Source organism: Haemophilus sp. THUN1690 (assembly GCF_059704375.1).
This window is the reverse complement of sequence record NZ_AP046582.1, coordinates 1,239,606-1,265,516: the sequence shown is the minus strand read 5'-3', so window position 1 is coordinate 1,265,516 and position 25,911 is coordinate 1,239,606. Positions and strand designations below refer to the sequence as shown.

The 25,911-nt window shown below is 38.2% G+C and carries 26 protein-coding genes; 15 read left to right on the top strand and 11 right to left on the bottom strand.

Features of this window, described 5'->3' with window-relative positions:
• Positions 1-25 precede the first annotated feature (25 nt).
• The 4 genes from AC6H22_RS05935 to ppdD are packed head-to-tail and all read right to left on the bottom strand — an operon-like array spanning position 26 to position 3,763.
• Entirely contained in the window at positions 26-718 is a 693-nt protein-coding gene (locus AC6H22_RS05935) for a prepilin peptidase (protein ID WP_497515507.1), read from the bottom strand.
• Positions 715-1,935 carry a type II secretion system F family protein gene (locus tag AC6H22_RS05930; RefSeq protein ID WP_497515506.1) on the bottom strand — a complete coding sequence of 407 codons (1,221 nt, stop codon included), beginning with the start codon at positions 1,933-1,935 and terminating at the stop codon, positions 715-717. Before AC6H22_RS05930 ends, AC6H22_RS05935 begins: the two co-directional genes overlap by 4 nt.
• Complete coding sequence (locus AC6H22_RS05925) at positions 1,932-3,326, bottom strand: GspE/PulE family protein (protein ID WP_497515505.1); 1,395 nt, start codon at positions 3,324-3,326, stop codon at positions 1,932-1,934. The genes AC6H22_RS05930 and AC6H22_RS05925 overlap by 4 nt, the downstream gene beginning before the upstream one ends.
• Entirely contained in the window at positions 3,323-3,763 is a 441-nt protein-coding gene (ppdD, locus tag AC6H22_RS05920; RefSeq protein WP_106013961.1) for a prepilin peptidase-dependent pilin, read from the bottom strand. Before ppdD ends, AC6H22_RS05925 begins: the two co-directional genes overlap by 4 nt.
• A 114-nt stretch (positions 3,764-3,877) precedes the next feature.
• Between ppdD and ampD the strand changes: the two genes are divergently transcribed.
• From ampD to tadA, 6 genes are all read left to right on the top strand, one after another.
• Positions 3,878-4,432 carry a 1,6-anhydro-N-acetylmuramyl-L-alanine amidase AmpD gene (ampD, locus tag AC6H22_RS05915; RefSeq protein WP_497515503.1) on the top strand — a complete coding sequence of 185 codons (555 nt, stop codon included), beginning with the start codon at positions 3,878-3,880 and terminating at the stop codon, positions 4,430-4,432.
• Positions 4,433-4,957: 525 nt separating this feature from the next.
• Complete coding sequence (gene rppH / locus AC6H22_RS05910) at positions 4,958-5,548, top strand: RNA pyrophosphohydrolase (protein WP_497515501.1); 591 nt, start codon at positions 4,958-4,960, stop codon at positions 5,546-5,548.
• Positions 5,548-6,345, top strand: coding sequence for a sulfite exporter TauE/SafE family protein (locus AC6H22_RS05905; RefSeq protein ID WP_005627469.1), 798 nt, complete (start codon positions 5,548-5,550; stop codon positions 6,343-6,345). The genes rppH and AC6H22_RS05905 overlap by 1 nt, the downstream gene beginning before the upstream one ends.
• A gap of 8 nt (positions 6,346-6,353) precedes the next feature.
• Positions 6,354-7,160, top strand: coding sequence for a prolipoprotein diacylglyceryl transferase (gene lgt / locus AC6H22_RS05900; protein WP_005627471.1), 807 nt, complete (start codon positions 6,354-6,356; stop codon positions 7,158-7,160).
• Between the two features lie 10 nt (positions 7,161-7,170).
• The gene (locus AC6H22_RS05895) at positions 7,171-8,022 is read left to right on the top strand and encodes a thymidylate synthase (protein WP_005627473.1); all 852 of its coding nucleotides are present in this window, start codon (positions 7,171-7,173) and stop codon (positions 8,020-8,022) included.
• Entirely contained in the window at positions 8,022-8,537 is a 516-nt protein-coding gene (tadA, locus tag AC6H22_RS05890; protein ID WP_005627475.1) for a tRNA adenosine(34) deaminase TadA, read from the top strand. Before AC6H22_RS05895 ends, tadA begins: the two co-directional genes overlap by 1 nt.
• A gap of 33 nt (positions 8,538-8,570) precedes the next feature.
• Here the strand turns inward: tadA and AC6H22_RS05885 are convergent, their stop codons facing one another.
• Positions 8,571-8,885, bottom strand: a complete 315-nt coding sequence (locus tag AC6H22_RS05885) for a DUF721 domain-containing protein (protein ID WP_005627477.1) — start codon at positions 8,883-8,885, stop codon at positions 8,571-8,573.
• Positions 8,886-8,963: 78 nt separating this feature from the next.
• Between AC6H22_RS05885 and secM the strand changes: the two genes are divergently transcribed.
• From secM to mutT, 3 genes are all read left to right on the top strand, one after another.
• Positions 8,964-9,266, top strand: a complete 303-nt coding sequence (gene secM, locus AC6H22_RS05880) for a secA translation cis-regulator SecM (RefSeq protein ID WP_118817160.1) — start codon at positions 8,964-8,966, stop codon at positions 9,264-9,266.
• A gap of 124 nt (positions 9,267-9,390) precedes the next feature.
• Entirely contained in the window at positions 9,391-12,096 is a 2,706-nt protein-coding gene (gene secA, locus AC6H22_RS05875) for a preprotein translocase subunit SecA (RefSeq protein ID WP_118817159.1), read from the top strand.
• Positions 12,097-12,160: 64 nt separating this feature from the next.
• Complete coding sequence (gene mutT / locus AC6H22_RS05870; RefSeq protein ID WP_005627484.1) at positions 12,161-12,574, top strand: 8-oxo-dGTP diphosphatase MutT; 414 nt, start codon at positions 12,161-12,163, stop codon at positions 12,572-12,574.
• 48 nt (positions 12,575-12,622) lie between these two features.
• On the opposite strand, the gene AC6H22_RS05865 is transcribed toward mutT, so the two are convergent.
• From AC6H22_RS05865 to yggU, 5 genes are all read right to left on the bottom strand, one after another.
• The gene (locus tag AC6H22_RS05865) at positions 12,623-12,886 is read right to left on the bottom strand and encodes a DUF5339 domain-containing protein (RefSeq protein WP_032825592.1); all 264 of its coding nucleotides are present in this window, start codon (positions 12,884-12,886) and stop codon (positions 12,623-12,625) included.
• Between the two features lie 89 nt (positions 12,887-12,975).
• The gene (holA, locus tag AC6H22_RS05860; RefSeq protein ID WP_005627489.1) at positions 12,976-14,010 is read right to left on the bottom strand and encodes a DNA polymerase III subunit delta; all 1,035 of its coding nucleotides are present in this window, start codon (positions 14,008-14,010) and stop codon (positions 12,976-12,978) included.
• Positions 14,010-14,513 carry an LPS-assembly lipoprotein LptE gene (locus AC6H22_RS05855; protein WP_005627491.1) on the bottom strand — a complete coding sequence of 168 codons (504 nt, stop codon included), beginning with the start codon at positions 14,511-14,513 and terminating at the stop codon, positions 14,010-14,012. The genes holA and AC6H22_RS05855 overlap by 1 nt, the downstream gene beginning before the upstream one ends.
• 97 nt (positions 14,514-14,610) lie before the next feature.
• Positions 14,611-17,196: a leucine--tRNA ligase gene (gene leuS, locus AC6H22_RS05850; protein ID WP_046952731.1), complete on the bottom strand. Its 2,586-nt coding sequence runs from the start codon at positions 17,194-17,196 to the stop codon at positions 14,611-14,613.
• Positions 17,197-17,324: 128 nt separating this feature from the next.
• Entirely contained in the window at positions 17,325-17,612 is a 288-nt protein-coding gene (gene yggU / locus AC6H22_RS05845) for a DUF167 family protein YggU (RefSeq protein ID WP_005627500.1), read from the bottom strand.
• 152 nt (positions 17,613-17,764) lie between these two features.
• On the opposite strand from yggU, the gene uppS reads away from it, so the two are divergent.
• The 6 genes from uppS to lpxD all read left to right on the top strand — a co-directional run bounded on the left by uppS (position 17,765) and on the right by lpxD (position 24,853).
• Positions 17,765-18,484 carry a polyprenyl diphosphate synthase gene (gene uppS, locus AC6H22_RS05840; RefSeq protein ID WP_118817158.1) on the top strand — a complete coding sequence of 240 codons (720 nt, stop codon included), beginning with the start codon at positions 17,765-17,767 and terminating at the stop codon, positions 18,482-18,484.
• A 21-nt stretch (positions 18,485-18,505) separates the two neighbouring features.
• Positions 18,506-19,372: a phosphatidate cytidylyltransferase gene (locus AC6H22_RS05835; protein ID WP_118817157.1), complete on the top strand. Its 867-nt coding sequence runs from the start codon at positions 18,506-18,508 to the stop codon at positions 19,370-19,372.
• A 9-nt stretch (positions 19,373-19,381) separates the two neighbouring features.
• Positions 19,382-20,713 (top strand): sigma E protease regulator RseP, encoded by a 1,332-nt coding sequence (rseP, locus tag AC6H22_RS05830; protein ID WP_118817156.1) that lies wholly within the window; start codon positions 19,382-19,384, stop codon positions 20,711-20,713.
• Between the two features lie 19 nt (positions 20,714-20,732).
• The gene (gene bamA / locus AC6H22_RS05825; RefSeq protein ID WP_118817155.1) at positions 20,733-23,111 is read left to right on the top strand and encodes an outer membrane protein assembly factor BamA; all 2,379 of its coding nucleotides are present in this window, start codon (positions 20,733-20,735) and stop codon (positions 23,109-23,111) included.
• Between the two features lie 110 nt (positions 23,112-23,221).
• Complete coding sequence (locus AC6H22_RS05820) at positions 23,222-23,815, top strand: OmpH/Skp family outer membrane protein (protein ID WP_118817154.1); 594 nt, start codon at positions 23,222-23,224, stop codon at positions 23,813-23,815.
• A 12-nt stretch (positions 23,816-23,827) separates the two neighbouring features.
• A complete protein-coding gene (gene lpxD / locus AC6H22_RS05815) occupies positions 23,828-24,853 on the top strand; it encodes a UDP-3-O-(3-hydroxymyristoyl)glucosamine N-acyltransferase (protein WP_118817153.1) in 1,026 nt (341 codons plus the stop codon).
• Positions 24,854-25,034: 181 nt separating this feature from the next.
• Here lpxD and tsf read toward each other — a convergent pair whose 3' ends face one another.
• Positions 25,035-25,886 carry a translation elongation factor Ts gene (gene tsf, locus AC6H22_RS05810; protein ID WP_005627519.1) on the bottom strand — a complete coding sequence of 284 codons (852 nt, stop codon included), beginning with the start codon at positions 25,884-25,886 and terminating at the stop codon, positions 25,035-25,037.
• Positions 25,887-25,911: the final 25 nt, after the last annotated feature.

The window sequence follows — 25,911 nt, the reverse complement described above, 5'->3', positions numbered from 1 at the left end:
GGAAAATATTATGTTTTCCCCCTTTTTAATATCCGTAATATTTGACGAAATAAATGATGATAGCCGATAAGTTCATAAAAGGGGCAAAAGGTAAAAATTCTTTTTTCTTCCTATGAATAAGCGAAAAACATATTCCAAGAACTGAGGCTAATAATAAAAAGTGCGGTAAAGTTTCTAAATGAATAAAACTTCCTAATGCCATTGCTAGCCAATAATCTCCCCGTCCAAAGGCTTCTTTTCCGTAATAGAATTTTGCAATCGAATAGATTGCATAGAAAACAATAAAAAAACTTGCCGCACTTTTTATGCTTTCAGATAACGTAAGCAATGAAAAGTTATTGTCTGCGCCAAATAAACCCATTGTAAGTAACCATAAACAGGGTGTAGTAGAAATAAGTTGATAGTGCCAATCAAGATAACTGATTGCCCAAAGGATAAGAAGTGTGATCCCTAGCCATATAGTGAAAGTAGAGTTCCTGAAGGCAATTTGTAAAAATATAAATCCTACTCCAATACCTAAAAAATACCTCAAAATATGACCGCACTTCTTTTGTTGAATAGAGGCAAAGTGCGGTTGAAATGGAGAACGGTTTTGTGGGAATAATTCAACGTAAGTCGCATAAACCTCTTGCTGCAAACGCGTAATAAAACCAGATAGGTAGAACCACAATGCGATCCCTAAGATGCCGCCTAATAAAAACATTGCGAAGTAAATCATTGAATAACAGAGCCCATATTAAAGATAGGTAAATACATTCCCATCATAATAATCCCAATCAGACTGCCAATTATCACCATCATTAATGGTTCTAGCATTTGTGAGAGTAAGTCAATTTGATGATTAAGTTTTTCTTGGTAATTATCCGCGATGTGCTCTAGCATCAAAGTGAGTTTTCCGCTTTGCTCGCCAATTTGGAGCATTTGTTGTGCTTCCATCGGGAAAAGATCGCTACTTACACTATGAGAAAACGCATAGCCTTGAGAAACCCATTGTAAAATTGACCGCACTTCTTTATCTAATACGATGTCATTTACAAGCGTTTTCTTAGTTTGCCACGTTTGTGTGCGAGGGAGAAAACTGTCTAGTGCTTGATTAAGCGGTACGCCAGCCTGCAACATAATTTGTAAACTTTGACTAAAGTTCACTAAACGTGAAAGCTTTTGAATTGTGCCAAAAATAGGCGTGATAGAAATAAGTTTATTTTTCTGTTGATGAAACCAAGTCTGGCGTTTTAGATAGAAGTAATAAAATAGAAAAAAACTAAAAGCGAAAAATAGCAAAATGCCAATATTTTGCTTAAGAAAATTGGATATAGAGAGCAATATTGCGGTTATTTTTGGTAATTCGGCATTGTTGCCACTGTACATTTCAGCAAATTGAGGCACGATAAAAAGCAGTAATGCGAGTGTCAATAATAGAGAAATTCCCAACACCATTGAAGGGTACAGCATAATTTTCTGTAATTTGCGTTGTAATGCTAAAGATTGGCTACGATGCGTGGCTATTTTTTTACAAACAACGGAAAGTTTGCCCGTCATTTGTCCCACTTGAATCAGTTGAATTTCTTGTTGAGTGAGATATTTCCCTTGTTGTTCAATGGCTTGTGAGAATGCTAAACCAGATTCAATGGATTGAAGCAGTCGCTCAAGCCATTCATTGAGCATAATTTGAGTGCAATTTTGTTGCAAAATTTGCAGACTGTTTTTTAACGGAATTGCGGACTGTAGCAATGTCGCTAATTGATTGAGTAATTCACTGATTTCTGAATTTTTGGGCTTTGCCCCAAATTGCCAGTTTTGTTGTAATTTGATGTGAGTAAGCCCGCGGCTTATTAATTGAAAGTGTGCTTGTTGTTTCGTATCCGCAATAATTGAGCCTTTTTGTTTCTGATTTAATGCGTTACTACCTTGATAATAAAAGAGTTTTTTAGTCATGAGTTTTTACCTAACACACGTTCAATTTCTTTCTCATCTGTTATACCTTGGCTAACTTTTTCTAAACCACTCTCACGTAAATTTTTAAAATCGGTTTGATAGCCATTCTGCTGCCAATGTAGAAATTGATACACGCCGATTCGACCTCGATAACCTTGATGGCAATCACAAGAATTTATTAAATTTCCACCGCACTTTGGACAGATTTTTCGTACAAGACGCTGTGCAATGACGAGTAGTAAACTGTTTTCAATTTCATGTTGCTGAATACCGAGTTGTTGTAAGCGGGAAATGGCAGATATTGCATCATTGGTATGTAAAGTTGAAAGCACCAAATGCCCCGTTTGGGCGGCACGTAGTGCCATCATTGCACTTTCTTCATCGCGAATTTCACCTAGCATAATAATGTCTGGATCTTGGCGTAAAAAAGCGCGCAATAGACGGCTAAAATCTAATCCAATCTGTAGATTAATTTGGCTTTGAATAATGCCATCCAGCTCAATTTCAATGGGATCCTCGGCGGTCATAATATGTTTATCTGGTGTATTCAGCCACTGAAGTGCAGTGTAAAGTGAGATACTTTTCCCACTTCCTGTTGGGCCGGTTACTAAAATTAATCCTTGTGGTTGGCTAAGCGCGCGTTGAAATTCTTTCTGTTGGTTTTCAGTCATGCCTAGTTCAGAAAAGCTGAGTTCTACTGGTTTATTTTGCTGTGCTCTCAGGACAACTTTCTCTCCCCAATGAGTTGGTAACGTTGAAAGACGGAAATCAAGAATATCGGAAAACGTAGTTTTAAATTGAAATCGTCCATCTTGTGGAAGGCGAGTTTCACTGATATCTAATTTAGCGAGCAGTTTTAGGCGAGAAATAATTCGATTAGCCAAATTTTTACTAAGTGGAGGTTGAGCTTGTAAAACACCGTCAATTCTAAACCGCACTTGGAAATGATCCGATAAGGTCTCCAAATGAATATCTGAGGCATTGTTTTGTAGAGCAGATTCAAAAATTTGATTAAGCAAGCGAATGACGGGCTCATCATCTTGTTGTTCAAGATAGGACTGTTCTTGATGTTGGTAATATTTAACTTGCTCTTCCACTTGAAGTTGATTAGGGGCAAGTTGTTGTAATAGTTTTTTAAGTTGAGTGCTTTCTAATAAAACTGGCTCAACAAGCTTGCCAGTTATAAAAGCAATAGTTTCACAGGCGGAAAGATTAGAAAGGGAATCGACACCTAGCCAAAGACGATTATTTTCTTCTTTGAGTGGTAAAGCAAAATAACGTAAGAGCAGTGACTGTTGTTGCTGATTACGTACCCATAAATCTGGCGAGATCGTAAATATCTCGCCATTTTGTGCTTTTACACGAGGTTTCGCACTAGTTAAGTCGATCATTTTGAACAGAATCCAGCAGGGAAAATATCGGCATTCGTTGTGCCACAGGTGGTTTTCCATGTAACGCCTTTTGCACTATCGCCTTCAGCCGTGAGCGTGTAACTCATTCCATCTAATGTACCATTACCCGCTACTGTTATTGCACCGTTGCTTGTTGTCACTGATTTTACATAGCCTTTTGCTGTTGTAATATCAGCCGCGATTCCATTGCTTCCTCCTGAGCAACTGGAAGGTTTACCTGTGCTATAAACGCATAATTCCACATCTGACTTATAAGGTGCGGAAGCTTGCAGTAATTCGGATACCGCAGCTTTTTTGGTATAATTTTGATAAGAAGGAATAGCGATAGTGGCTAAAATCGCGATGATGGCGATGACTATCATCAATTCAATTAAGGTAAAACCTTTTTTCAAGGTAGTTTGTGTAGTTAGTTTCATTTATTTTCCTTTTGTTAAGCCTTTATTGGCTGAAATATTGTGAAAAGGGAAAATTGTTTTGTAAAACAGACCGCACTTTTTCTGCGATCCTGATCGCAAAAATAGGAAAAATGTATGCGAAAAATAAAAGATATTGAGAAAGGATTGCTGACTAATTGTCGACAAATTCCATCTCCTCATTTTGATGAACGTCCAGATTTACAAGATATTTCACTTCTGGTGATCCATTACATTAGCTTACCGCCAGAACAATTTGGTGGAGGATATGTGGATGATTTTTTTCAAGGAAAATTAGATCCTAAGATTCATCCTTATTTTGAAGAAATTCATCAAATGCGTGTTTCTGCCCATTGTTTGATTGAACGAGATGGGCGAATCACGCAATATGTTAATTTTAACCAAAGGGCTTGGCATGCTGGATTATCTTGCTTTCAAGGGCGAGAAAAATGTAATGATTTTGCCATTGGAATTGAGTTAGAAGGTAGTAATGAACAACCTTTTACTAATGAGCAGTATTTGGCATTGCAAGAACTCACTAACCTAATCATGAAAAGTTATCCTAAAATTACGAAAGAGCGGATTGTTGGGCATTGTGATATTTCTCCAGGGCGTAAGATCGATCCCGGTCAATATTTTGATTGGGAACGTTATTTTGCTAGCCTAAGATAATTTGTTTAAAAATTAGACATTAAAATTTAGAGACTTCTGTGTATTACAAATGTTGTTATGTTTTTCTGTTAAATACTTGAATTTAAATGAATAAATTTTATCTTGAAATTATCTTAGAAAGGTTTGTTTGAGTTATACAACATTATGGATTTTCTCAACCACAATTTTATCCACAGAAATATTGAATAACTCAAAGAGATAGCTAAAAAATCGTTTGTGAATGGAGTCCCTTCAAAAATTGTATTTTTTTACCGCACTTTCTTCTATTTTTGTATGTAAAAAGTGCGGTTTATTTTTTCTTTAGATCTTTAGATCGAAAATAACTCAATTTATTTTTAAGTTTGATGAGATAAGGATCCTTTCCTATTTTTACGTGATCAATTCACAATTAGAAATCCGTTATTCACAATGTTATCCACAATCTGTGTATTTTATTGCGTAATCAGCCCTTTGGTTGATAAAAACACTGATTTATGAAACAATCTGCAGACTATTTTTATATGAAAAATTTAAGGTAAAACGATAGTGATCGATTTTGATGGCTACCGTCCAAATGTGGGTATTGTGATTTGTAATCGCAACGGGCAAGTGCTTTGGGCGAAGCGCTGTGGGCAAAATTCGTGGCAGTTTCCGCAAGGTGGCATTAATGATAATGAAAGTGCCGAGCAAGCGATGTATCGTGAACTGTACGAAGAAGTTGGTCTACAGCCTAAAGATGTGCGCATTTTATATGTATCTAAGCATTGGTTGCGTTATAAATTACCAAAACGTTTGTTGCGTTATGACAGCAAACCGATGTGTATAGGGCAAAAACAACGCTGGTTTTTGTTGCAGCTTGTTGGCGATGAAAAAAATATCAATATGCAAACAACCAAATCGCCAGAATTTGATGGATGGCGTTGGGTTAGTTTTTGGTATCCTGTTCGTCAGGTCGTATCGTTCAAAAAAGAAGTGTATCGCAAAGCAATGAAAGAGTTTTCGAGTGTGTTGTTCTCAGTAAATCCTCCTGTATATCAACCTGCGCGAGAATTGGAGCAAAAATCTTATACTCATCCTAAAAAATATAATGGTTCAAAATTTCCAAAACGTTCTTTTAATAAAACAAGGAATTCATAATGCTTAGCTTTATTTTACTTTGTTTGCTTGTGGGGGCTGTGGCTGGCTTTTTTGCGGGGCTTTTTGGTATCGGCGGTGGATTAATGATTGTTCCTGTGTTGGTGTACTTACTACCAATGGTAGGCGTGCCAGAACCTTTGTTAATGTCTACCGCACTTGGAACCTCTTTCGCAACGATTGTTATTACTGGCTTTTCTTCGGCTCAACGACATCATAAGTTAGGTAATATTGTGTGGAGTGCGGTGAAGATCCTTGCTCCAAGCATCATGGTTAGCGTATTTATTTGTGGTTTCTTTATCGGAAAACTTGATCGCGATATTTCTAGTAAATTATTTGCCTGTTTAGTGGTTTATCTCGCAGTTAAAATGGTCTTATCTATTAAACCTAAGACAAATAAAACAGTTAAACCTTTAACGACTCAATCGTCTATTATCGGAGGCATTCTAATTGGTATGGCATCTAGTGCTGCAGGTATCGGTGGTGGCGGATTTATTGTGCCGTTTTTAAATTCTCGCGGCATCGATATGAAAAAGGCTATTGGTTCCTCGGCTTTCTGTGGCATGTTACTCGGAACTTCTGGAATGTTCAGTTTTATGTTAAGTGGCTGGGGCAATGCTGCAATGCCGGAATATTCTTTAGGTTACATTTATTTCCCTGCAGTGTTATGTATTACTGCTACATCGTTTTTCACGTCAAAACTTGGTGCGACAGCCACCTCAAAACTACCAGTGCCAACTTTAAAGAAAGGATTTGCCCTTTTATTAATTACCATTGCTGTTGATATGTTTATTAGATAGAGAAAATTATGAATTCAAATTACTTGCTTCTGCCTCATTTTGATCCAACTATTTTTACTCTTGGTGATAGCAATATCGGCTTACGTTGGTATGGTTTGATGTACCTTTTAGGTTTTATTTTTGCACGCTGGCTTGCGGTTCGTCGTGCTAATCGCCCAAATAGCGGTTGGACAGTGGATCAAGTTGATACCTTACTTTTCAACGGTTTTATGGGCGTATTTATTGGCGGACGTGTTGGCGATGTATTTTTTTATAATTTAGATCGTTTCTTACAAGAGCCGCTTTATTTATTCCGTGTTTGGGAAGGTGGGATGTCTTTCCATGGCGGCTTAATAGGCGTCATTGTTGCCATGATTTGGACGTCTTATTCACAAAAACGTAATTTTTGGCAAACGGCTGATTTTGTTGCGCCTTTGATTCCGTTTGGTTTAGGTTTAGGTAGAATTGGTAATTTCATTAACCTTGAGCTATGGGGACGCGAAACGGATGTGCCTTGGGCAATGATTTTCCCGAATGATCCGCTATTACTTCCACGCCATCCATCACAACTTTATGAAGCCTTTTTAGAAGGCGTAGTGTTGTTTACGATTCTGAATATTTTTATTAAAAAGCCACGTCCAATGGGCTCTGTTGCAGGCTTATTCTTAATTGGTTATGGCGTCTTCCGTTTTATTGTGGAATATGTGCGTGAACCTGAAGTTGAAAATTTCTTTGGCGTCATTACAAGAGGACAAGCGCTGTGTTTACCAATGATTATTGGTGGCGCTTTAATTATGGCTTGGGCTTATTCACGCAAAAGTGCGGTAATAAAATAGGAGATTTTTTATGAAGCAATATCTTGATCTTTGTCGTCGCATTGTTAATGAAGGTGAATGGGTTGCCAATGAGCGTACAGGTAAGCGCTGTCTCACCGTTATTAATGCTGATTTAGAATATGATGTGGCGAACAATCAATTTCCGCTGATTACTACACGTAAAAGTTATTGGAAAGCGGCCATTGCTGAATTTTTAGGTTATATTCGTGGATATGACAATGCCGCTGATTTCCGCGCACTTGGTACTAAAACTTGGGATGCCAATGCGAATGAAAATGCCGCATGGCTTGCCAATTCGCACCGTAGAGGTATTGACGATATGGGGCGCGTATATGGTGTGCAGGGCAGAGCATGGCGTAAGCCTAATGGTGAAACCATCGATCAGCTACGCAAAATTGTTAATAATTTGACAAAGGGCATTGATGATAGAGGGGAAATTTTAACCTTCTTTAATCCAGGGGAATTTGATCTTGGTTGTCTTCGTCCTTGTATGCACACGCATACTTTTTCTCTTGTGGGCAATACTTTACATCTTACTAGTTATCAACGTTCTTGTGATGTTCCGCTTGGATTGAATTTCAATCAAATCCAAGTGTTTACGTTCTTGGCGCTTATGGCTCAGATTACGGGCAAAAAAGCAGGCAAGGCATATCATAAAATTGTGAATGCACATATTTATGAAGATCAGCTTGAGTTAATGCGTGATGTGCAACTTAAACGCGAGCCTTTCCCATTGCCAAAATTAGAAATCAATCCAGATATAAAAAGCCTTGAAGATTTAGAAACTTGGGTCACGATGGATGATTTCAACGTCATTGGCTATCAATCTCATGAACCGATTAAATATCCTTTTTCCGTCTAATGGATGCAACAAAAGTGCGATCAGAATTTGACGAGAAAATGATGCGCTATGCCCTTACTCTTGCGGATAAAGCAGAAGCGTTAGGTGAGATTCCTGTGGGGGCGGTTTTGGTGGATGAGAGTGGGAATATTATTGGCGAAGGTTGGAATCTCTCCATTGTTCAAAGTGATCCTACCGCACATGCTGAAATTATCGCCTTGCGTAATGGCGCGAAAAATATTCAAAATTATCGCCTACTGAATACCACGCTTTATGTGACATTAGAGCCTTGCACAATGTGTGCTGGGGCAATTTTGCATAGCCGAATTAAACGCCTTGTGTTCGGCGCTTCTGATTATAAAACTGGTGCGGTTGGATCACGTTTCCATTTTTTTGATGATTATAAAATGAATCATACTCTGGAGATTACATCTGGTGTATTGGCAGAAGAGTGTAGTCAGAAATTAAGCGCATTTTTTCAGAAGAGACGCGAAGAGAAAAAAATAGAGAAAGCATTGTTAAAAAAGTCTGATTGATATTAAATCTCCATTTTCTCCTATTCTTAGCTTTTAAAAACCAGGGTTTATTGTTATCTCAAGTCGTTTTACCTGCGGAAATTCTTCTTGAATGAGTTTCAACAATTCTGTCTGTCTGAATAAAATTCCTTGACGAACGATCGCATTTGCTGTTTCAATAAAAATTGAGTTATCTATCATATTACCAATACGAAATTTGCCGTGAAATTCCTGTGGAAAAATGCGGTTAAATTTTTGATTAAGTTCATTCATGGCAAGACCTTTTTTCATTATTTTGGCAAAGGGGGATTGCTCAAGCACATCCATAATATTGACTGCTTTTTGATAACGCTCAGCCTTGTTTTCCATAAAGTCTGCCCTCAGTAAATGACATTAGTTTAGATTTCCGCTACAATACACGCAATTTTCATAATAAACAACGAGACGATGATTTCAGGCACTGTCAAACCGAATTTTTGGTCGCGATTACTTTTAAGTATTATCGCGATTTTTGCTTTGCCTAACGCACAAAGTTTTGAAAATCAAAATAATGCGGAAAATTATTCCTCGAGTGTTTCCATTCAACAAGCGTTGGAAACGGTAAAAGTAGCACGTGCAGTGCAACGACAAGCCATTCCTCAACCTTCAATTTTCCGTCAAACTGAAAAACAACCTAAAATTCAACCGCACTTTTTTGCTGAAGTGTTGAACATTAGTGCGCCAATTCGAGCTGGTCCCTTGCTTATTTAATTTTCTGTTTTCTGTGAAGAATATTGCTATTGAAATAGCGATATTTTAAAAAAATTATTGTGCATGAAAGAAAGTATTTCATACGCATTTAACTATTTAACTTATATATTTAAAAAGAGAAATTATGAGCATTTTAACGAAAATTTTTGGCAGCCGTAACGACCGTATTTTACGTAAATTAAGAAAACAAGTTGCAAAAATCAATAAATTAGAACCTGAGTTTGAATCCCTCACAGATGAACAACTTCGTGCAAAAACAGATGAATTCCGTCAACGTTTAAGTGCGGGTGAAACTTTGCAACAAATTTTACCAGAAGCATTTGCAACGGTACGTGAAGCAAGTAAGCGCGTGCTTGGTATGAGACATTTTGATGTTCAGCTTATTGGTGGGATGGTATTGACTAACCGCTGTATCGCAGAAATGCGCACTGGTGAAGGTAAAACATTAACTGCGACTTTGCCTTGTTATTTAATCGCACTTGAAGGTAAAGGCGTTCATGTTGTTACGGTGAATGATTATCTTGCTCGCCGAGATGCAGAAACCAACCGTCCGTTATTTGAATTTTTGGGCATGAGTGTAGGCGTAAATATTCCTGGTTTACCGCCTGAAGAAAAACGTGCCGCTTATTCAGCAGATATTACTTATGCAACCAATAGTGAACTTGGTTTTGATTACTTACGTGACAACTTAGCTCACTCAAAAGAAGAGCGTTTCCAACGTACTTTAGGCTATGCGTTGGTGGATGAAGTGGACTCTATCTTAATCGATGAAGCGCGTACACCATTGATTATTTCTGGTCAAGCGGAAGACAGTTCTGCACTTTATATTGCGGTAAATAAACTGATTCCAAACTTAATTAAGCAAGAAAAAGAAGATACAGAAGAATACCAAGGTGAAGGTGATTTTACTTTAGATCTTAAATCTAAACAGGCGCACTTAACTGAACGTGGCCAAGAAAAAGTGGAAGATTGGTTGATTGCGCAAGGTTTAATGCCAGAAGGTGATTCTTTGTATTCTCCTGGTCGAATTGTATTGCTTCACCATGTTATGGCTGCCTTGCGTGCGCACACATTGTTTGAAAAAGATGTCGATTACATTGTGAAAGATGGTGAAATCGTGATTGTTGATGAACACACGGGTCGTACGATGGCAGGGCGTCGTTGGTCAGATGGTTTACACCAAGCCATTGAGGCAAAAGAAGGGGTTGAAATTAAGAGTGAAAACCAAACTGTTGCGTCAATCTCTTACCAAAACTACTTCCGTTTATATGAGCGTCTTGCGGGTATGACGGGGACTGCGGATACCGAAGCGTTTGAGTTCCAACAAATTTACGGTTTGGAAACCGTTGTGATTCCAACAAACCGTCCAATGATCCGTGATGATCGTACCGATGTGATGTTTGAAAATGAACAATATAAATTTAATGCAATTATTGAAGACATCAAAGATTGTGTAGAACGCCAGCAACCAGTGTTAGTGGGGACGATTTCAGTAGAAAAATCAGAAGAATTATCTAAGGCTTTAGATAAAGCGGGCATCAAACATAATGTATTGAATGCGAAATTCCACCAACAAGAAGCAGAAATCGTGGCAGAAGCTGGTTATCCCAGTGCGGTGACTATCGCAACGAATATGGCGGGTCGCGGTACAGATATTATCCTTGGTGGTAATTGGAAAGCGCAGGCTGCTAAATTAGAAAATCCAACTCAAGAACAAATTGAAGCGCTTAAAGCTGAGTGGGAAAAGAACCACGAGATTGTAATGAAAGCCGGTGGTTTGCATATTATCGGTACAGAGCGTCATGAATCTCGCCGTATCGATAACCAGTTGCGTGGTCGTTCTGGCCGTCAAGGTGACCCTGGCTCTTCTCGTTTCTATCTTTCTTTGGAAGATGGCTTAATGCGCATTTATTTGAATGAAGGTAAACTCAATTTAATGCGTAAAGCGTTCACCGTGCCTGGTGAGGCAATGGAATCGAAAATGTTGGCGAAAGTTATCGCATCTGCCCAAGCAAAAGTTGAGGCTTTCCACTTCGATGGTCGTAAAAACCTACTTGAATATGATGACGTGGCAAATGACCAACGTCATGCAATTTATGAGCAACGCAATTATTTGCTTGATAATGATGATATTTCTGAAACTATCAACGCCATTCGCCACGATGTATTTAATAGTGTGATTGATCAATATATTCCACCGCAATCTTTGGAAGAACAATGGGATATTAAAGGGCTTGAAGAACGTTTGGCTCAAGAGTTTGGTATGGAATTACCAATTTCTCATTGGCTGGAAGAAGATAATAATCTGCACGAAGAAAACTTGCGTGAACGCATCGTAGAAGTCGCTGAAAAAGAATATAAAGGAAAAGAAGCGCTGGCTGGTGAAGAAACTATGCGCAACTTTGAAAAAGGCGTCATGTTACAAACCTTAGATGAGCTTTGGAAAGAGCACTTAGCTGCGATGGATTATTTACGCCAAGGTATTCATTTACGCGGTTATGCGCAAAAAGATCCAAAACAAGAGTATAAAAAAGAATCTTTCCGTATGTTTACGGAAATGTTGGATTCTTTAAAACATCACGTTATTACGACTTTAACGCGTGTACGTGTACGTACTCAAGAAGAAATGGAAGAAGCTGAACGTGCTCGTCAGGAGATGGCTGCTCGTATCAATCAAAATCATTTACCTGTGGATGAAAATGGTCAGGCAATCCAAAATTCAGATTCTGAAGATTATTCAGATCGTCGCATTGGACGCAATGAGCCTTGTCCTTGTGGTTCGGGTAAAAAATACAAGCATTGTCATGGCAGTCGTGCTGCTCGCCATTAATGATTAGCCAAAGTGCGGTGATTTTTCACCGCACTTTTTTCATACGTGCTATTGGATAGAAGAAATGGATAAAAAAATTATACAAGTTGCTGCGGGGATTATTCGTAATGAGTTTGGGCAGATCTATTTAACGCAGCGTTTAGAAGGACAGGATTTTGCCCAATCTTTAGAATTTCCCGGTGGAAAAGTGGATGCGGGAGAAACTCCAGAACAGGCTTTAAAACGTGAACTGGAAGAGGAAATTGGCATTGTTGTATTAAATGCTGAACTTTACGAACGCTTCCAATTTGAATATCCAACAAAGATTATTTCTTTTTTCTTTTATGTTGTAGATGAATGGATTGGTGAGCCTTTTGGGAGAGAAGGGCAAGAAGGTTTTTGGGTTGAGCAACGCGCATTAGATGCAGGACAGTTTCCGCCAGCTAATGCTAAATTAATTCATCGCTTATTGAATGAAGCTCTCCATCCCATAAAATAAAACCCTAGTCAGGCTAGGGTTTATATAATATCTATTGATTTTTTCAAATTATTTCGGCATTGCGGCTTTCATTTGTTTAAGTTGCTCTGCCGCTTGATTACAAGCCTGATCCTGTGCCGCTACGGGCATTGATGCAAATTGTTGTTTGCTTGATTCATATTGAGCTTTCATCGCATTTGCTTGCGCAGCTGGCATTGATGCTAAGAAAGAATCAATTTCAGCGAAATAAGTTTTACAACTTGCAGACAAATCAGTTGCTGAAGCTGAAAAACCAAATCCCATTAAAATAAGCGTAGCTAGTGTTTTTTTCATCATGATATCCTCACGAAAGTTAATTAATAAGTCATTGCCGATATGGCGTTTTATTATACCGCTTTAGTGCAAAAAAAAAACAATAGCAATTACAAACAAATTTTTACAGATAAATCAGCGAGTTTAATCCACACTTTATCACTAAATTCTTGCTTAGCAAGACGTTCAATATTGGCAAGCTCTTGGATAATTTCGTAGAGTTTTTGGTAGGTTAAACGTTGAATCGCACTTAAAAAGAGCGGTCGGCGATTTTGCCAGATTTTTAGACGGTCAAATTCAGCCTTAATTCGTTGAGTTGGAAGTTTTTCCGTTGTCATAATGCGTTGCTGTGGTTTGGTAAGTTCAAGCAACGTAAATAATTCTCGCTGTAGCGTGCGTAATAAAATAACAGGTTGCACATCTTCTGCTTGTAAACCTTTTAAAATACGTTTAGCGCGATTTGCTTTTCCCATTAGCAAAGCATCAATCCATTGAAATGGTGTAAAAATTGATGATTGTTCGACGACGCTAATGACACGATTATAGTTAAGTTTATGGTCAGGATAGAGCAAATCTAAAAGCTGCAGAGATTGTTTGAGCGCAAGCAGGTTATTCTCATAACTGTAACAAAGTTGTTGAATTGCTTCATCATCAGCGTCTAATCCCATCGCTTTGGTACGATTTTTTACCCAACGAGGGAGATTTTCAGCCGTAGGTGTTTGGCAATTTACAAGAATCGCACTGGTTTCATATTGGTTTAGTTCAACAAACCATGCTTGGTTTTCATTTGCTTTTGTTAGTTTTGCAATTTGTAAAATTAGCAAGATATCTTCATGTAGAACCGAAATAAATTCTTGCAGATTTTTTTGTAAAAGTGCGGTGAAATTTTCAGGTAAATTTAATACCATGACTTGTTTATTAAAAAACAATCCCATAGACTGACAGGATTCTATGAGTTGTGCCCAGTCAGTTTGGCTATCAATCTGGATGCTATTTTTCTCATCGAATCCTTGTTGGCTGGCTGTTTTATAAATGGCATCTTCACTTTCACTCAGTAACAAGGGATCTTGTCCTACCAAAAAGTAAACTTTGGCTAAACGCTGGGAAAGATGTTGATTGAGTTGCTCAGGAAAGATGCGATTCATTATTTGTTTTTCACTTGTTTTTCTAATGCAACCATTTTAGTAATGAGCTGACGTGCAGCTTGTTCCCGCATATCATTCCAAATTACTTCTCGTTCGGCGGATTTAGCCAATGCTGCGCGAGAGTTATCAAAGAAAGTACGGTTGACTTTTGCCGTGATTGGGTGGCTTTCACCATTCGCTAAACGAATGCTTGCTTCCACTTCTAACATCAATACTTTTTCAGCTTCACGTCCGCGTTTAAAGACAGAGGCGACTTCATCATTTGTGCGGAATTTATTGATACGCAAAACAGGAACGCCTTGAGTCGAATTGACGAGCTGAATGTTGTTCGCTTGTAGCTGATTATGCATCGCCACTGACATTTCGCTGTATGGATCAGGGCTTTCAAATGTAAGAGTACGTAATTCTTGTGGAATTAATGTACCATTTTGAAAATGCCAGCCGCAAGCAGAAAGCGCGGTAATGCTTGCTACAATAAAGAACGCTTTGATTGATTTAATCATAAAAATTACCTTTATTGTGGAGTGTATGAATTTAAAATCCATACACTAATATAAAGATAGAACCTGTGAAATATCAATATTCCACAGATTCTACGGATTATGGTTTAACCACAAAATTCAACATTTTTAATGGAATATAGATTTCTTTAAGAATTTCTTTTCCATCAAGGAATTTTGCAACATTAGGATCTGCTTTGGCCACAGCTTTAATTTCCTCTTCTGAAGACGTTGCAGGAACAGTCACTTTTCCACGAACTTTGCCATTTACTTGCACAACAATGAGTTTTTCATCTTCTACCATTGCGGCTTCATCAGCTTTCACCCATTCAGCGGTATCGATGTTACTTTCATTTCCTAGCGCTTGCCATAATTCAAAGCAGATATGTGGCGTAATTGGATAAAGCATACGCACAACTGCACTTAATGCTTCCGCCATGACTGCACGATCTTGATCGCTTTCTAAGGAAGCCTTAGTCAGTTTATTCATCAACTCCATTACTGCTGCAATCGCAGTATTAAATGTTTGACGACGACCAATATCATCGCTCACTTTTGCAATGGTTTTATGTACTTCACGACGAAGCGCTTTTTGCGCGGCTGAAAGTGCGGTGATATCTAGGCTAGTTTTTGCTGGATTTTGTTGATATTGATACACTAAATTCCATACACGACCTAAGAAACGTTTCGCACCTTCTACGCCAGATTCTTGCCATTCCAAGGTCATTTCTGCTGGAGAGGCAAACATCATAAACAGACGAACAGTATCAGCGCCATATTTTTCTACCATTTCTTGTGGGTCAATACCGTTATTTTTGGATTTAGACATTTTGGTCATGCCACTGTGGACTAGTTCACGCCCTTCAGGATCGGTCGCCTTAATAATTCTGCCTTTTTCATCACGTTCAAGAGTCACCTGTGTTGGACTTACCCAAATACGCTCATTTGTTGGACTGGTGTAGTAGAAGGCATCTGCAAGCACCATACCTTGACATAATAATTTATCGGCTGGTTCGTCACTGGTTACAAATCCTGCATCGCGTAATAATTTGTGGAAGAAACGGAAGTAAAGTAAGTGCATTGTTGCGTGTTCAATACCACCGATATATTGATCCACTGGTAACCAATAGTTTGCTTCTTCCGCATCAAGCATGCCATTTTGATATTGTGGACAAGTGTAGCGCGCGTAATACCAAGAGGATTCCATAAAGGTATCAAAGGTATCCGTTTCTTTTAACGCTAGTGCGCCGTTAAAGGTTGTTTTTGCCCAATTAGGATCAGCTTTAATTGGACTTTTCACGCCATCCATTACCACATCTTCAGGAAGAATAATTGGTAAATCTTCCATTGGTGCAGGTACTACATCACCATTTTCAAGGGTTAGCATCGGAATTGGCGCCCCCCAATAACGTTGGCGAGAAACGCCCCAGTCACGTAAACGATAATTCACTTGACGTTTTCCAACACCTAATTTTTCTAATTTATCTGCAATACCATTGAAAGCACCATCAAAATCTTTACCATCAAATTCAGCTGAATTAACAAGTTTGCCGTGTTCAGTAAAGGCTTGTTTGGTTAAATCAATTTCTTCATCTGCAAGTGGTGCGATCACTTGTTTAATTGGTAAGCTGTATTTTTGAGCAAATTCAAAGTCGCGTTGGTCGTGAGCTGGAACAGCCATTACCGCACCAGTACCGTAGTGCATTAACACGAAATTAGCGACCCAAATCGGTAATTTTTCACCCGTCAATGGATGAATAGCAAATAAGCCCGTTGCCATTCCTTTTTTCTCCATTGTCGCAAGATCTGCTTCTGCTACTTTTGCGTTTTTCGCTTCTTGGATAAAGGCGGCTAATTCGGGATTGTTTTGAGCTGCCAAACTTGCTAATGGATGTGCCGCCGCAATGCCTAGATAACTCACACCGTAAAAGGTATCTGGACGCGTGGTGTAAACTGCTACTTTTTCGTTGGTATCTGCAACATCAAAGGTAATTTCTACCCCTTCAGAACGACCAATCCAGTTGCGTTGCATGGTTTTTACCATGTCAGGCCATTGTGGAAGGGTATCTAAACCACCTAATAATTGCTCTGCATAGTCAGTAATTTTGATAAACCATTGTGGGATTTCTTTTTGTTCCACAGGTGTATCACAACGCCAGCAACAACCTTCGTGTACTTGCTCGTTTGCGAGTACGGTTTCATCGTTCGGGCACCAGTTTACGGTTGAGGTTTTTTTGTACACTAAGCCTTTTTTATAAAGCTCAGTGAAGAACCATTGCTCCCATTTGTAGTATTCTGGTTTACAGGTTGCGATTTCACGATCCCAGTCGAAACCAAAGCCTAAAAGCTGAAGTTGTTTTTTCATGTAAGCGATGTTTTCGTACGTCCATTTAGCTGGCGCAGTTTTGTTTTTGATTGCGGCACCTTCTGCTGGTAAGCCGAAAGCATCCCAACCAAATGGTTGTAATACGTTTTTGCCTAGCATGCGTTGATAACGAGAAATTACATCACCAATAGTGTAGTTGCGCACATGCCCCATATGCAGGCGGCCAGAAGGATACGGGAACATAGAAAGACAGTAATATTTTTCTTTAGATTCGTCTTTGATTGCTTTGAAAACTTTATTTTCTGCCCAATATTGTTGAACCTTTGGTTCGATCATATCGGGGCGATATTGTTCTTGCATAAAATCACCTTAAATTTTAACCGCACTTTTGCAGCATTTTGACAATAGAAAATGTGGTATAGAATACCGTAAAACGGCATAAATTGATAGGGTGAGAGTCCAAAGTGCGGTGATTTTTTTCTTTGTTTTTACAATAGATTTTGAATTTCTTTGGGAATTAATTTTGGGTCAGGAATCCAAACTTGTTTGTGTCGGCTCAATTCCCCTTTTTCTAAAATAATACTGCTTTTGGGCACTTTGAAGGATTTACTTAAAAATTTCAATAAATGCGCATTTGCTTGACCATCAACAGGTGGCGCAGTAATGGTAATTTTTAGTTCATCATCGTGAATGCCAGCAATATGATCTTTACTGGCTTTTGGCTGTAAGAATATTCTTAATCTAATACCGTCTTTATTTTGTTCAATCGCAGACATAAATTCTTCGTTTTGTTTATTTTTCTTTATTATAAAAATGAATTATGTAAAAAATAAAGTGTGGATTAGGGATCGCTAATCCATAGCAAGCAAATACAACTTATGATATAGTTCACAGCCGAATTTATAGGGATCTTTTTATAATAAAAATAATGATAGAACTCGATCAAAACAATATTCCAAAACACGTTGCCATTATTATGGATGGTAATGGGCGGTGGGCAAAACAAAAAAATAAAATGCGTATTTTTGGTCATACCAATGGCGTATCTGCAGTTCGCCGAGCAGTAAGTTATGCTCGCCAAACTGGCGTGAATTTTCTTACACTTTATGCCTTTAGTAGCGAAAATTGGAATCGACCAGAGCAAGAAGTCAGCGCATTAATGACGCTTTTTATGCAAGCGTTAGACCACGAAGTGAAAAAATTACATAAAAATAATATTCGCCTGAAAATTATTGGCGATGTATCTCGTTTTAGTGAATCTTTGCAAGAAAAAATTGCAAAAGCGGAAAATTTAACAGAAAAAAATACCGCACTTACGCTTAATATTGCTGCAAATTACGGCGGTTGTTGGGATATTGTGCAAGCAGCAAAACAACTTGCAGAAAAAGTAAAAAATAATGAAATGAGCGTTGAGGAGATTGATGAAATTGCTTTTCAGCGTCATTTGGTTACACAAGATGAACCACCAGTAGATCTATTGATTCGTACCAGTGGTGAACAACGGATTAGTAATTTTTTATTATGGCAAATTGCATATGCGGAACTTTATTTTTCCGATGTGCTGTGGCCAGATTTTGATGAGGCGGAATTTAACCGTGCCATCGCCTGTTATCAACAACGTCATCGCCGTTTTGGTGGGACAGAATAATTCAATAAATGGATTAAAATTATGCTTAAACAACGAGTTTTATCTGCCATTGTGTTAATCGTAGCGGTGCTATGTGCGCTATTTTTATTCACGCCTTTTTATTTTGCCCTTGCGTTAGGTACAGTAGCGACTTTAGGCGTTTGGGAATGGACTCAGTTTGCTCGCCTTAAACAGCCTTTAGCGCGTTTTTGTGTTGCAGCCTTTTTAGGCGCCTTTATTTTTTTATGGCTCTACACTGAGGGCAACTATTTAGATGCTGGTCGTGTGTTTGAACAGCATCTTCAGCTTTTATTGATGAACGCTGTTGGTTGGTGGCTTTTAGCTTTATTGCTTGTGGTGAGTTATCCTCAATCAGCTAAATTTTGGTCTAAAAATCCTCTTTTACAGCTTTTATTTGCCTTTTCTACTTTAATTCCATTTATCGCTGGGGTATTGCGTTTACGTTTAGAACACTATACCCATGATCCTTATCACGGCTTATTTTTATTACTTTATGTATTTGTGCTTGTTTGGGCGGCTGATTCTGGTGCTTATTTTAGCGGGCGCGTATTTGGTAAACGTAAACTTGCGCCAAAAGTTTCACCTGGTAAAAGTTGGGAAGGCGTTGTTGGTGGTTTAATTACAGCGTTAGTGCTTGCTTTTGTATTTATTCATTTCTCTGGCGATGTTTTAGTTGGTGAGAGAAATATCTCTGGATTCATTATTCTTTCCGTTGCTACAGTTGCAATTTCAGTATTGGGCGATTTAACTGAAAGTATGTTTAAACGTGAGTCAGGAGTTAAAGACAGCAGTCAATTAATTCCGGGTCATGGTGGTGTATTAGATCGCATTGATAGCTTGACTGCTGCGGTACCTTTTTTCAGCTACTTCTATTTCTTTGTGTTATAAGGATTCTGAATGTCATTTTTGTGGTCGCTAGGTTCTTTTATCATTGCTATTGCGGTATTAGTATCCGTTCACGAATATGGTCACTTTTGGGCTGCTAGAAAGTGCGGTATAAAAGTCCATCGTTTTTCGATTGGCTTTGGTAAGGTAATTTGGAAACGTATCGATAAGCATGGTACAGAATTTGCGGTTTCAATGATTCCTTTAGGCGGCTATGTAAAAATGCTTGATGGACGTAATGAAGCGGTTCCAGTTGAACAAAAGTCACAAGCATTTGACAGTAAAAGCGTATTACAACGCGCATTTGTGATTATTGCAGGCCCTTTGGCGAATTTTATTTTCGCCATTTTTGCCTATTGGGTCATCTACCTTTATGGAATGCCAAGTGTTAAACCTGTGATTGAATCAATAACACCAAGTTCAATCGCAGCACAAGCTCACATTGAACCTAATACGCAAATTCTTGCTGTTGATGGTGAAGAAACTCAAGATTGGGAAACCATCAATATGCTACTTGCCACAAAAATGGGTGAGCCTAATGTTGAAATTACCCTTTCTCCTTTCGGTTCTAATGTTGAACAACAACGTATTTTAAATCTTACAAATTGGACTTTTGATCCTGAAAAAGAAAGTGCTTTTGAGGCATTAGGGATTATGCCTATGCGTCCTAAAGTTGAAATGGTGCTTTCTAAAGTTGTTCAAGGTTCTCCAGCTGAGAAAGCAGGTTTACAAATCGGTGATAAAATTTTAAAAGAAAATTTAACCGCACTTCCTTGGCAAGATTTTATAAAACAGGTCGAACAAGGCGAATCTTTTTCTATTAAAGTTGAACGTAATGGGGAAACGCTTGACAAAATTATCACTCCAGTGCGTAATCAGAGTGGAAAATGGTTTGTAGGTTTAAGCCCAACTTTCGTAAAATTATCTGATGAATATCGTACTGAATTAAAATATGATATCCTTAACTCTTTGCAAAAAGGCATTGAAAAGACTGGCCAACTTTCTGTGTTAACCTTGAAGGTGTTAGGAAAATTAATCACGGGTGATTTGTCATTAAACAATTTAAGCGGCCCGATTTCTATTGCTAAAGGTGCTGGTGCATCCGCTAATATTGGATTGGTGTATTTTTTAAGTTTTATGGCATTGATTAGTGTGAATTTAGGTATTATGAATTTATTCCCATTGCCTGTATTAGATGGCGGTCATTTAGTTTTTTTAGCAATGGAAGCTGTTAAAGGAAAACCTGTTTCTGAGCGGGTGCAAAGCATCTGTTATCGAATTGGCGCAGCACTGTTATTAAGTTTAACAGTGTTTGCATTATTTAATGATTTTTTACGTCTATAATTTATATAGGATACAATCGATGAAAAAACTTCTAATCGCAAGTTTATTATTCGGTACGACAACGACTGTGTTTGCCGCACCTTTTGTGGCAAAAGATATTCGTGTGGATGGTGTTCAAGGCGACTTAGAACAACAAATCCGAGCAAGTCTACCTGTTCGTGCCGGTCAGCGTGTGACTGACAATGATGTGGCTAATATTGTCCGCTCTTTATTCGTAAGTGGTCGATTCGATGATGTGAATGCGCATCAAGAAGGCGATGTGCTTGTTGTTAGCGTTGTGGCTAAATCGATCATTTCAGATGTTAAAATCAGAGGTAACTCTGTTATTCCCACTGAAGCACTTAAACAAAACTTAGATGCTAACGGTTTTAAAGTTGGTGATGTTTTAATTCGAGAAAAATTAAATGAATTTGCCAAAAGTGTAAAAGAGCACTATGCAAGCGTAGGTCGCTATAACGCAACCGTTGAACCTATTGTCAATACGTTACCAAATAATCGTGCTGAAATTTTAATTCAGATTAATGAAGATGATACTGCAAAATTAGCATCATTAACTTTCAATGGTAATGAATCTGTTAGTAGCAGTACGTTGCAAGAGCAAATGGAATTACAACCTGATTCTTGGTGGAAATTATGGGGTAATAAATTTGAAGGCGCTCAGTTCGAGAAAGATTTACAGTCAATTCGTGATTATTATTTAAATAATGGTTATGCCAAAGCACAAATCACTAAAACTGATGTTCAGCTAAATGATGAAAAAACGAAAGTAAATGTAACCATTGATGTAAATGAAGGTTTACAGTATGACCTTCGTAGTGCTCGCATTGTTGGTAATGTGGGTGGGATGGCTTCAGAACTTGAACCCTTGCTTTCTTCATTACACTTAAATGACACTTTCCGTCGAAGTGACATTGCCGATGTTGAAAATGCGATTAAAGCCAAATTGGGTGAACGTGGTTACGGTACTGCAACAGTGAATGCTGTACCTGATTTTGATGATGCAAATAAAACTTTAGCTATTACTTTTGTTGTTGATGCTGGTCGACGTTTAACTGTTCGTCAACTACGCTTTGAAGGAAATACTGTTTCAGCGGATAGTACTTTACGTCAAGAAATGCGCCAGCAAGAAGGGGCGTGGTATAACTCGCAATTAGTTGAGTTAGGTAAAATCCGTTTAGATCGTACAGGATTCTTTGAAACCGTAGAAAACCGAATTGATCCTGTAAAAGGTACGGATGACGAAGTAGATGTCGTGTATAAAGTTAAAGAGCGTAATACAGGTAGTATCAACTTTGGTATTGGCTACGGTACAGAGAGTGGTATTAGTTATCAAGCTAGTGTTAAACAAGATAATTTCTTGGGAACTGGTGCTTCAGTTAGCCTTGGTGGAACACGTAATGACTACGGTACTAGCGTAAATTTAGGTTATGTTGAGCCGTATTTCACGAAAGATGGAGTCAGTTTAGGTGGAAATGTTTTCTTTGAAAACTATGACAACTCTAGAAATGACACCTCTTCTAATTATAAACGTACGACTTATGGTGGTAACGTTACTTTAGGTTTCCCTGTAAATGAAAATAACTCTTACTATGTAGGATTAGGTTATAGCTATAATAAAATTAGTAACTTCGCGAGAGAATATAGTCGTGATTTATATATGCAATCGATGAATTTTAATGGAAATGCTATTAAAACAAACGACTTTGATTTCTCATTCGGTTGGAACTATAACAGTCTCAATAGAGGATATTTCCCAACTAAAGGGGTCAAAGCAAGTCTTGGTGGACGAGTTACGACTCCTGGTTCTGATAATAAATACTATAAATTAAGTGCTGATGTTCAAGGATTCTATCCATTAGATCGAGATCATCGCTGGGTAATGTCGGCAAAAGCATCTGTTGGCTATGCAAATGGATTTGGTAACAAACGCTTGCCATTCTATCAATATTATACTGCTGGTGGTATTGGCTCTTTACGTGGATTTGCATATGGTGCTGTTGGACCGAATGCTATTTATTTAAATCCAACCCAAAATAAATGGGTACCAAGCACAGATATTGTGGGGGGTAATGCAATAGCTACAGCTAGTGCAGAGTTAATTGTGCCAACTCCATTTGTCGGTGATAAAGGCCAAAACTCTGTTAGAACCTCATTATTTGTGGACGCTGCAAGTGTGTGGAATACAAAATGGAAATCCGATAAAGCATTAGACGCAAGTATTGCTGCGTTAAATTTACCTGATTATGGAAAAGCTAGTCGAGTTCGTGCATCTGCTGGGGTTGGTTTCCAATGGCAATCACCTATTGGACCGTTAGTGTTCTCTTATGCTAAACCGATCAAAAAATATGAAAATGATGATGTAGAACAGTTCCAATTTAGTATTGGTGGTTCTTTCTAATAAATTGAACTTTTTCCATCATTAGAATTCAAAGATAACATTCTCTGCCTAATTTTATTAGGTAGAGAAAATATTAAACAAACCACTATTTAATTAAGGATATTTATCAAATGAAAAACATCGCAAAAGTAACCGCACTTGCTTTAGGTATCGCACTTGCTTCAGGCTATGCTGCAGCTGAAGAAAAAATTGCTTTTATTAATGCAGGTTATATTTTCCAAAATCACCCAGATCGTCAAGCGGTAGCGGATAAACTTGATGCTGAATTTAAGCCTGTAGCTGAAAAATTAGCTGCAAGTAAAAAAGCAGTTGATGATAAAATCGTAGCTGCTCGTAAGAAAGTTGAAGCAAAAGTTGCCGCTTTGGAAAAAGATGCGCCTCGCTTACGTCAAGCAGATATTCAAAAACGCCAAGAGGAAATTAATAAATTAGGCGCTGCTGAAGATGCTGAATTACAAAAATTAATGCAGGAACAAGATAAAAAAGTTCAAGAGTTCCAAGCGCAAAATGAAAAACGTCAAGCAGAAGAGCGTGGTAAATTATTAGATAGTATTCAAACTGCTACAAATAATTTAGCAAAAGAGAAAGGTTATACTTATGTGCTTGATGCAAATTCAGTTGTGTTTGCGGTAGAGGGTAAAGACATCACAGAAGAAGTATTAAAATCTATCCCTGCTTCTGAAAAAGCTCAAGAGAAAAAATAATAGGTTCTCATAATGCAAAAATCCTATTCTTTACAAGAATTGGCAACTCAAATCGGCGCTACCGTTCGCGGTAACGCCGATGTTGTTGTTGAGAATATCGCTCCACTCGATAAAGCCCAATCAAATCAACTTACTTTTATTTCTAACGCAAAATTTCGTGCATTATTGAAAGATTCTAAAGCAGGAATTTTGGTTGTTTCTGAAGAGGATGTCGAACACTGTTCTCCAGAAAGTAATTTACTTATTGTTAAAGATCCTTATGTAGCTTACGCAATTTTGGCTCAATATATGGATAGCACACCAAAGGCTGCGCAAGGCATTGCAAAAAGTGCGGTAATTTTTGATGACACATTTTTAGGGAAGAATGTTTCAATTGGCGCCAATGCAGTGATTGAAGAAGGTGTTGTACTTGGTGATAACGTGATCATTGGTGCAAATTGTTTTGTTGGTAAAAATACTAAGATAGGTTCAGGCACTCAACTCTGGGCTAATGTAACTGTTTACCATAACGTTGAGATTGGCACTAATTGCTTAATTCAATCAGGAACAGTCATCGGTAGTGATGGTTTTGGTTACGCAAATGATCGTGGTCGTTGGATTAAAATTCCACAAGTAGGGCAAGTAATAATTGGTAATAACGTTGAGATTGGTGCGAATACCTGTATCGATAGAGGCGCATTAGACGCAACGATTATTGAAGATAACGTGATTATCGATAACCTTTGTCAAATTGCACATAATGTTCATATAGGCACAGGTACAGCGGTTGCTGGTGGCGTTATTATGGCAGGTAGTTTGACTGTTGGGCGCTATTGCTTAATTGGCGGTGCAAGTGTGATTAATGGCCATATGGAAATTTGCGATAAAGTCACGATTACTGGAATGGGAATGGTTATGCGCCCAATTACAGAGCCTGGAGTATATTCCTCTGGTATTCCATTGCAAACGAATAAAGAATGGCGTAAAACAGCGGCACTGACGTTAGGTATTGATGGAATAAATAAACGTTTAAAAGTGTTAGAAAAGAAAATTTCTTAATTTCTTCTGAAGTTTTATTACAAAATCCAGACTTTAAAAGTTTACTATTAAAGTGTGGATTTTTTATTTTACTAAACGTAACTAAAAAAGTTTAAGCCCGTTAATTAAGCACAACTTATCCTATAAAATAAATAAGCCCAACTTAAGTTGGGCTTATTAACATATCGTTATCTTTAAAGAATTACGCGTTACCGCCAGTGATTTTTGCTACTTCAGCAGCAAAGTCTTCTTCTTTTTTCTCGATACCTTCACCAACTTCTAAACGGATGAAGTTAGAAACTGAGGTGTTTACTGATTTTAAGAAGTCACCTACAGATACAGAAGGATCCATTACGAATGGTTGGCCAGTTAATGAAACTTCACCAGTGAATTTCTTCATACGGCCTTCAACCATTTTCTCTGCGATTTCTTTTGGTTTGCCAGAGTTAACTGCGATGTCGATTTGGATTTGACGTTCGTGTTCAACCACTTCAGCAGATACATCTTCTGGGTTCACGAATTCAGGTTTAGATGCAGCTACGTGCATAGCTACTTTTTTAAGTTCATCTGCAGAACCTTGACCTGCAACTAATACACCGATTTTCGCGCCGTGTAAGTATTGAGCAATTACTTGACCATCTAAGTAAGCAACACGACGGATGTTCATGTTCTCACCGATTTTAGCTACTAATGCAGCACGTTTTTCTTCGAATTGTGCTTGTAATGCTTCGATAGTTGTACCTTTGTTTGCTGCTGCGAAATCAGCAACTTCGTTTGCTAAACCTAAGAAGCCAGCATCTTTTGCTACGAAGTCAGTTTCACAGTTCATTTCAACTAATACACCGAAACCATTTTCTACACGAGCAAGGATAACACCTTCAGCTGCAACACGGCCTGCTTTTTTAGCTGCTTTAGCTTGACCAGATTTACGCATGTTGTCGATTGCTAACTCGATATCACCGTTTGCTTCAACTAATGCTTTTTTACATTCCATCATACCGGCACCGGTACGTTCACGAAGTTCTTTTACTAATGATGCTGTGATTTCAGCCATTTTTAAAATCCTCTGTCGAAAATGC

What these genes read in the sequence shown, in the direction of transcription:
- AC6H22_RS05935 (WP_497515507.1), bottom strand. Translation starts at nt 718, where the DNA reads ATGATTTACTTCGCAATGTTTTTATTAGGCGGCATCTTAGGGATCGCA.
- AC6H22_RS05930 (WP_497515506.1), bottom strand. Translation starts at nt 1,935, where the DNA reads ATGACTAAAAAACTCTTTTATTATCAAGGTAGTAACGCATTAAATCAG.
- AC6H22_RS05925 (WP_497515505.1), bottom strand. Translation starts at nt 3,326, where the DNA reads ATGATCGACTTAACTAGTGCGAAACCTCGTGTAAAAGCACAAAATGGC.
- ppdD (WP_106013961.1), bottom strand. Translation starts at nt 3,763, where the DNA reads ATGAAACTAACTACACAAACTACCTTGAAAAAAGGTTTTACCTTAATT.
- ampD (WP_497515503.1), top strand. Translation starts at nt 3,878, where the DNA reads ATGCGAAAAATAAAAGATATTGAGAAAGGATTGCTGACTAATTGTCGA.
- AC6H22_RS05905 (WP_005627469.1), top strand. Translation starts at nt 5,548, where the DNA reads ATGCTTAGCTTTATTTTACTTTGTTTGCTTGTGGGGGCTGTGGCTGGC.
- lgt (WP_005627471.1), top strand. Translation starts at nt 6,354, where the DNA reads ATGAATTCAAATTACTTGCTTCTGCCTCATTTTGATCCAACTATTTTT.
- AC6H22_RS05895 (WP_005627473.1), top strand. Translation starts at nt 7,171, where the DNA reads ATGAAGCAATATCTTGATCTTTGTCGTCGCATTGTTAATGAAGGTGAA.
- tadA (WP_005627475.1), top strand. Translation starts at nt 8,022, where the DNA reads ATGGATGCAACAAAAGTGCGATCAGAATTTGACGAGAAAATGATGCGC.
- AC6H22_RS05885 (WP_005627477.1), bottom strand. Translation starts at nt 8,885, where the DNA reads ATGGAAAACAAGGCTGAGCGTTATCAAAAAGCAGTCAATATTATGGAT.
- secM (WP_118817160.1), top strand. Translation starts at nt 8,964, where the DNA reads ATGATTTCAGGCACTGTCAAACCGAATTTTTGGTCGCGATTACTTTTA.
- secA (WP_118817159.1), top strand. Translation starts at nt 9,391, where the DNA reads ATGAGCATTTTAACGAAAATTTTTGGCAGCCGTAACGACCGTATTTTA.
- mutT (WP_005627484.1), top strand. Translation starts at nt 12,161, where the DNA reads ATGGATAAAAAAATTATACAAGTTGCTGCGGGGATTATTCGTAATGAG.
- AC6H22_RS05865 (WP_032825592.1), bottom strand. Translation starts at nt 12,886, where the DNA reads ATGAAAAAAACACTAGCTACGCTTATTTTAATGGGATTTGGTTTTTCA.
- holA (WP_005627489.1), bottom strand. Translation starts at nt 14,010, where the DNA reads ATGAATCGCATCTTTCCTGAGCAACTCAATCAACATCTTTCCCAGCGT.
- AC6H22_RS05855 (WP_005627491.1), bottom strand. Translation starts at nt 14,513, where the DNA reads ATGATTAAATCAATCAAAGCGTTCTTTATTGTAGCAAGCATTACCGCG.
- leuS (WP_046952731.1), bottom strand. Translation starts at nt 17,196, where the DNA reads ATGCAAGAACAATATCGCCCCGATATGATCGAACCAAAGGTTCAACAA.
- yggU (WP_005627500.1), bottom strand. Translation starts at nt 17,612, where the DNA reads ATGTCTGCGATTGAACAAAATAAAGACGGTATTAGATTAAGAATATTC.
- uppS (WP_118817158.1), top strand. Translation starts at nt 17,765, where the DNA reads ATGATAGAACTCGATCAAAACAATATTCCAAAACACGTTGCCATTATT.
- AC6H22_RS05835 (WP_118817157.1), top strand. Translation starts at nt 18,506, where the DNA reads ATGCTTAAACAACGAGTTTTATCTGCCATTGTGTTAATCGTAGCGGTG.
- rseP (WP_118817156.1), top strand. Translation starts at nt 19,382, where the DNA reads ATGTCATTTTTGTGGTCGCTAGGTTCTTTTATCATTGCTATTGCGGTA.
- bamA (WP_118817155.1), top strand. Translation starts at nt 20,733, where the DNA reads ATGAAAAAACTTCTAATCGCAAGTTTATTATTCGGTACGACAACGACT.
- AC6H22_RS05820 (WP_118817154.1), top strand. Translation starts at nt 23,222, where the DNA reads ATGAAAAACATCGCAAAAGTAACCGCACTTGCTTTAGGTATCGCACTT.
- lpxD (WP_118817153.1), top strand. Translation starts at nt 23,828, where the DNA reads ATGCAAAAATCCTATTCTTTACAAGAATTGGCAACTCAAATCGGCGCT.
- tsf (WP_005627519.1), bottom strand. Translation starts at nt 25,886, where the DNA reads ATGGCTGAAATCACAGCATCATTAGTAAAAGAACTTCGTGAACGTACC.